This is a genomic window from Stenotrophomonas sp. 22DLJC03, assembly GCF_056861405.1.
Genome location: NZ_JBSPUG010000011.1, coordinates 21,479 through 27,495, shown reverse-complemented (window position 1 = coordinate 27,495; position 6,017 = coordinate 21,479). Strand labels below are relative to the sequence as shown.

General features: G+C 65.3%; 2 protein-coding genes. Both read left to right on the top strand.

Going from position 1 to position 6,017, the window contains the following annotated elements; translation table 11 throughout:
- Nucleotides 1–375 precede the first annotated feature (375 nt).
- Complete coding sequence (locus AC13GA_RS20400; protein ID WP_482998841.1) at nt 376–3,333, top strand: TonB-dependent receptor plug domain-containing protein; 2,958 nt, start codon at nt 376–378, stop codon at nt 3,331–3,333.
- Nucleotides 3,334–3,506: 173 nt separating this feature from the next.
- The gene (locus AC13GA_RS20395) at nt 3,507–6,008 is read left to right on the top strand and encodes a heavy metal translocating P-type ATPase (RefSeq protein ID WP_253079272.1); all 2,502 of its coding nucleotides are present in this window, start codon (nt 3,507–3,509) and stop codon (nt 6,006–6,008) included.
- The last annotated feature ends 9 nt before the right edge of the window (nt 6,009–6,017 follow it).

Genomic DNA, 6,017 nt, shown 5'->3' with positions numbered 1-6,017 from the left:
TCAACGCCCGCAAAAGGGATGCGGAGGCCCAGATGGCCTCCGCCTGACAAGACAGTTGCTACAACGACCCGCTGCCGTACGCGGACAAATCCGTTCCGCGCACGATTGTCGCGATCGTGTCATTGACGTGTGCGCCGTTTTCTCAGCGATGTTTCGCAACCCTTTGATTGTATTGGATACCTGCAGCCGATAACGGCATTGCGCCGCGTCTTGCTGCGTCGCCGCATGCCCGGCATGGTTCAGCTGTGCTTTAGTTTGGATCGATCCACAGGGGAGGGCGCCGTATCGGTCTTGAACCGATCCAGGTGCCCGGATCAGCCGTAGAGCCGCGCCACCAACCGTCCGTGCGTCCACACTTTCGAAGAGCAACCACCCATGGCTCAGTCCGTTCGCAAGCGTCGTCACCTGCTGTCCCAGGCGTTGATCCTGGCCCTGTTGCCCCTGGCGGCCAGCGCGCAGGAGGCCGCCAGTTCGTCCACCAAGGATCTCGACGCGGTCACCGTCACCGGTTCGCGCATCAAGCGCGCCAGCGTTGAGGGCCCGGCACCGGTCAACGTGATCACCGCCGCACAGATCCAGAAGGAAGGCTTCGTCAGCGTGTACGACGCGCTGAAGACGCTCACTGAAGCCACCGGCACCGTTGAAGCCGCCTCGCAGTGGGGATCGCATACGCCCAATGCCAGCGGCCTGAACCTGCGCGGGATGGGCCCGAACCGCTCGCTGCTGCTGGTCAACGGTCGCCGCGTGGCCGACTACCCGTTGCCCTACGGTGGCGAAACTAACTTCTCCAACTACGGCAACATTCCCGCTGCTGCGGTGGAGCGCATCGAAGTGCTGACCGGTGGTGCCTCGGCCATCTACGGTTCGGATGCGATCGCCGGTGTGGTCAACGTCATCCTGAAGACGAACTACGACGGCGACGAAGTGCGCGTGCGCGGCGGAACCTCCACCGAAGGCGGTCGCGATACCTGGGATCTGTCCTGGGCCGGCGGCAAGACCGGCGACAACTGGAGCGTGACCTACGCGCTGCAGTACACCAAGCGCGATCCGCTGTTCGGCCGTGACCGCCCGCAGATGGACGATGCCGATGATGCGCCGTACCCGTCCTGGAACATGGAACAACGCAAGGTCGGCTTCCGTCCCACCGCCGGCCTGGCGTTGATCGATCCCACCACCGGCCAGCGTCTGGCGCCGCCCACCGGCACCTGCGAGAAATTCGACGGCGAGTACTACACCGCCGATCGATTGGTCTACAACTACGCCGCCAACACCATCACCAACACCGGCCGCCTGTGCGGCATGAGCGCCGACTACGCCAACTGGCTGCTCACCGGTGGTGCCGAGAACGTGTCCGGCAACCTGTATGCCACCTTCGATTTCAGCAACGACCTGCAGGCCTGGACCAACCTGGCGGTATACCGCTCCGAAGCGATATGGGGCACCAATCCGCCCAGCGTGTCGCTGATCGACGATGACAACGGCTACTACTGGGATGCCAACCGCAACCGCCCGATCCTCGGCGTGCGCCAGTTCACTCCGAACGAGGTGGGCGGCCTGGACACGCTGCGTAACACCAACCGCGAACTGTCCTGGGACTGGAGTGCGGGCCTGCGTGGTCGCCTGGCCGATCGCTTCGACTGGAGCGCCACGGTGGGCCGTTCCTACTACCGCGTTGAAGAGCGGCAGAACGTGGTCGACAAGCAGAAGTCGTACGACTATTTCCTCGGCCCGAAGCTGGGCACCACCGCCGACGGCGAGGCGATCTACGCACTGAACGAATCGCGCTGGTGGAACCCGCTGACGCCGGACCAGTACTGGCAGATGGGCACGGTGGCGAAGAACCGTGCGTCCTCATGGGTCAACCAGGCTTCGGCGGACATCACCGGCGAACTGTTCCAGGGCTGGGCCGGCCCGATCTCGTTCGCGGCGGTGGCTGAAGTCGCGCAACAGGGCTATCACCTCAGTCCCGATCCACGCGCCGGCATCGACTTCGACCTGCAGAACGTCGATCGCGGTGGCGGCGAGCGCACCCGCTATTCGGCCGGCGTCGAGTTCAAGATTCCGCTGCTGGAAAGCGTGACCGCCACTGCGGCCGCGCGCTATGACCGCTATGGCAACTACAAGGCTGACAACAGCGGCGAAGCGCTGGACATCGGCAGCCAGAAGGAGACCACCTGGAATGTCGGCCTGGAATGGCGCCCGGTGGAGTCGTTGCTGGTGCGTGGCTCCTATGCCACCAGCTTCCATGCGCCGGACATGCACTACCTGCTCGGCCAGCCGAGCAGCTCCGAGGTGCAGACCTATGACCGCCTGCGCTGCATCCAGAGTGGCGCGTACCTGGTCAACAACTGTGGCGTGGGCAATACCGATGTCTGGTACACGTTCGATGTGAACCGGCGTGGCACGCCGCTGCTGCGCTCGGAGACCGGTGATTCGTGGACGGTCGGTTTCGTCTGGGACGTGATGCCCAATCTGTCGGTCAGTGCGGATTACTGGGCAATCAAACTGGAAGACATGATCGTCGACGTTGGCGCCGACGAGGTGCTGGCCAGCGAAGCGGGCTGCCTGACCGGCAAGAACATGGACGGTACGCCGTGGGCCAATCCGGCCGGTGGTGAATACTGCGCCGGCATCCTGGCCCGGGTGAACCGTGACAGCAATGGTCGCCTGGTATCGATCGAGCGCGGCCCGTTCAACCTGGCCAGCCGCGAAGTGCGCGGCATCGACCTGACCGCGCGCTATCGCCTTGAAACCGCGCAGTGGGGCAGCTTCCAGCTCGGCCTGAACTACACCAACCAGGTATCGACCAAGGAACAGCGCTACGCCAACGATCCGAATCCGGAACGCCGCGACCGCGACCTGCGCAGCAAGCTGCGTGCGAGCCTCGCCTGGCAGCGTGGCAACTGGAACGCCAACGTCTATGCCGACCGCATTGGTTCGGTGCCGGGCGTTCGCTATCACTGGGGCACCGATCGCCTGAACAATCCTGGTGGTTGCCTGCCGTTCGCTGACGGTTACGTGCCCAGCGACAGCCCGTCGTTGAATTGCCTGGAGCCGGCGACGCGTCCGGATGGCTCGCCCAATCCGAACCCGAACGCCGGCCAGCAGAGCACGCGCTACTACGGGCGGGTCGGCCCGTTCATCACCTGGAACTTCAACATGGGCTACCAGGTGACCGAACGCGCCAAGGTCAATGTCTACGTCAACAACGTGTTCAATTCGGCCAGCTGGAACCATAAGGATCCGTACAAGCTGGACTATGACTTCGCCCCGACCCGCCTGCTCGGCGCGGTTGGCCGCGAGTTCGCGCTGGAGTACGTGTTCACCTTCTGAGGTGGACAGCGGGGGCGTCGGGCCTTGATCCGCAAGGCGTCCCCGTCCGCTCGGTAGATCCACGCCATGCGTGGATGGACCCCTTCATGAACCCCGGGGTGGCTGGATTTGACCTTCCCACGATGGCAAGGTTTAGCCTGTCCGCATCCAGAAGGAACCCCGGGAATCCGATCATGACCACGCCCCGCGCCACTGCAGTCCCCGCCAGCTCGGCCACCATCAGCCTACCCATCGAGGGCATGACCTGCGCCAGCTGCGTCGGCCGTGTCGAAGCGGCACTGTCCAAGGTTGAAGGCGTGGGCAGTGTCTCGGTGAACCTGGCCACCGAGCGGGCGGATATCCGCGCGTCCGGACCGGTCGATCGTGCCGCGCTGATCCAGGCGGTGGAGCGGGTGGGCTACGACGTGCCGGCCGCCACCGTCGAGCTGGCGGTGGAGGGCATGACATGTGCCTCCTGCGTCGGTCGCGTCGAGCGCGCGCTGCTGGCGGTACCGGGCGTCAGCCAGGCCAGCGTCAACCTGGCCACTGAACGCGCCACGGTGCGCGGCGTGGCAGCCGCGGACGCGCTGGTGGCGGCCATCGACAAGGTCGGCTACGCCGCACGTCTGATCGAGGCCGGCGTGCAGTCCGATGATGAGGCCGCCGAAAAGAAGGATGCCGAGCGCGCCGAACTGAAGCGCGACCTGATCGTGGCGAGCGCGCTTGCGTTGCCGGTGTTCGTGCTGGAAATGGGCTCGCACCTGATTCCCGGCATGCACGAATGGGTGATGGCCACCATCGGCATGCAGACCAGCTGGTACCTGCAGTTCGTACTGACCCTGCTGGTGCTGGCCATTCCCGGCCGCCGCTTCTACCAGAAGGGTTTCCCGGCACTGCTGCGGCTGGCACCCGACATGAACTCGCTGGTGGCGGTGGGTACCGCCGCAGCGTTCGGTTACTCGGTGGTGGCGACCTTTGCACCGCGGTTGTTGCCGCCGGGCACGGTGAACGTCTACTACGAAGCAGCGGCGGTGATCGTCGCGCTGATCCTGCTCGGCCGCTTCCTTGAGGCGCGCGCGAAGGGCCGTACCTCCGAGGCGATCAAGCGCCTGGTCAACCTGCAGGCCAAGGTCGCGCATGTGATCCGTGACGGCCGCACGATCGAGATTCCGGTCAACGAGGTTCTGAGCGGCGATGTGGTGGAAGTGCGCCCGGGCGAGCGCGTGCCGGTCGATGGCGAGGTGATCGAGGGCCGTAGCTACATCGACGAGTCGATGATCAGTGGCGAACCGATTCCGGTCGAGAAGCAGCCGGGCAGCAGCGTGGTGGGCGGCACGGTCAACCAGAAAGGTGCACTGACCGTGCGTGCCACGGCGGTGGGCGCGCAGACCATGCTGGCGCAGATCATCCGCATGGTCGAACAGGCACAGGGCTCGAAGCTGCCGATCCAGGCGGTGGTCGACAAGGTCACCCTGTGGTTCGTGCCGGCGGTGATGCTGGCCGCACTGGCGACCTTCGCGGTCTGGTTGATCTTCGGCCCATCGCCGGCGCTGAGCTTCGCGCTGGTCAATGCGGTGGCGGTATTGATCATTGCCTGCCCGTGTGCAATGGGCCTGGCCACGCCGACGTCGATCATGGTCGGTACCGGCCGCGGCGCCGAGATGGGCGTACTGTTCCGCAAGGGTGAAGCACTGCAGTTGCTGAAGGACGCGCAGGTAGTGGCGGTGGACAAGACCGGCACGCTGACCGAAGGCCGGCCGCGCCTGACCGACCTGGAGATCGCCGACGGCTTTGATCGCGCCACAGTGCTGGCCGCGGTCGCCACCGTGGAATCACGTTCGGAGCATCCGATCGCCCGCGCCATTGTCGATGCAGCCACCGAGCAGGGCCTCGCGCTGCCATCGATGGTCGATTTCGATTCGGTCACCGGCATGGGCGTGCGCGCCAGCGTAGAGGGCGCACGGGTAGAGGTCGGCGCCGATCGCTTCATGCGCGATCTTGGCGTGGATATCACCGCGTTTGCGGCGCTGGCGGCCGAACTCGGCGCGCAGGGCAAGTCGCCGTTGTACGCGGCCATCGATGGACGCCTGGCAGCGATCATCGCAGTATCCGATCCGATCAAGCCGAGCACGCCGGCCGCGATCGCGGCGCTGCATCAGCTTGGCCTGAAGGTGGCGATGATCACCGGTGACAACGCCGGTACCGCGCAGGCGATCGCGCGCCAGCTGGGTATCGATGAAGTGGTGGCCGAAGTGCTGCCGGAAGGCAAGGTCGAGGCGGTGCGCCGCTTGAAGGCCACTCATGGCCATGTTGCCTTTGTTGGTGACGGCATCAACGATGCGCCGGCGCTGGCCGAGGCCGATGTCGGCCTGGCCATCGGGACCGGCACCGATATCGCGGTGGAGTCGGCCGATGTGGTGCTGATGTCGGGCAACCTGCAGGGCGTGCCGAATGCCATCGCGCTTTCGAAGGCAACGCTGGGCAACATCCGACAGAACCTGTTCTGGGCCTTTGCCTACAACACCGCATTGATTCCGGTGGCGGCCGGCGTGCTGTACCCGGTCTGGGGTGTGCTGCTGTCGCCGGTGTTCGCCGCCGGTGCGATGGCGTTGTCCAGCGTGTTCGTGCTGGGCAATGCGCTGCGCCTGCGCCGCTTCCAGCCGCCGATGGCGGATGTACCTGCCGCGAGTCATTGAAGGAGAACC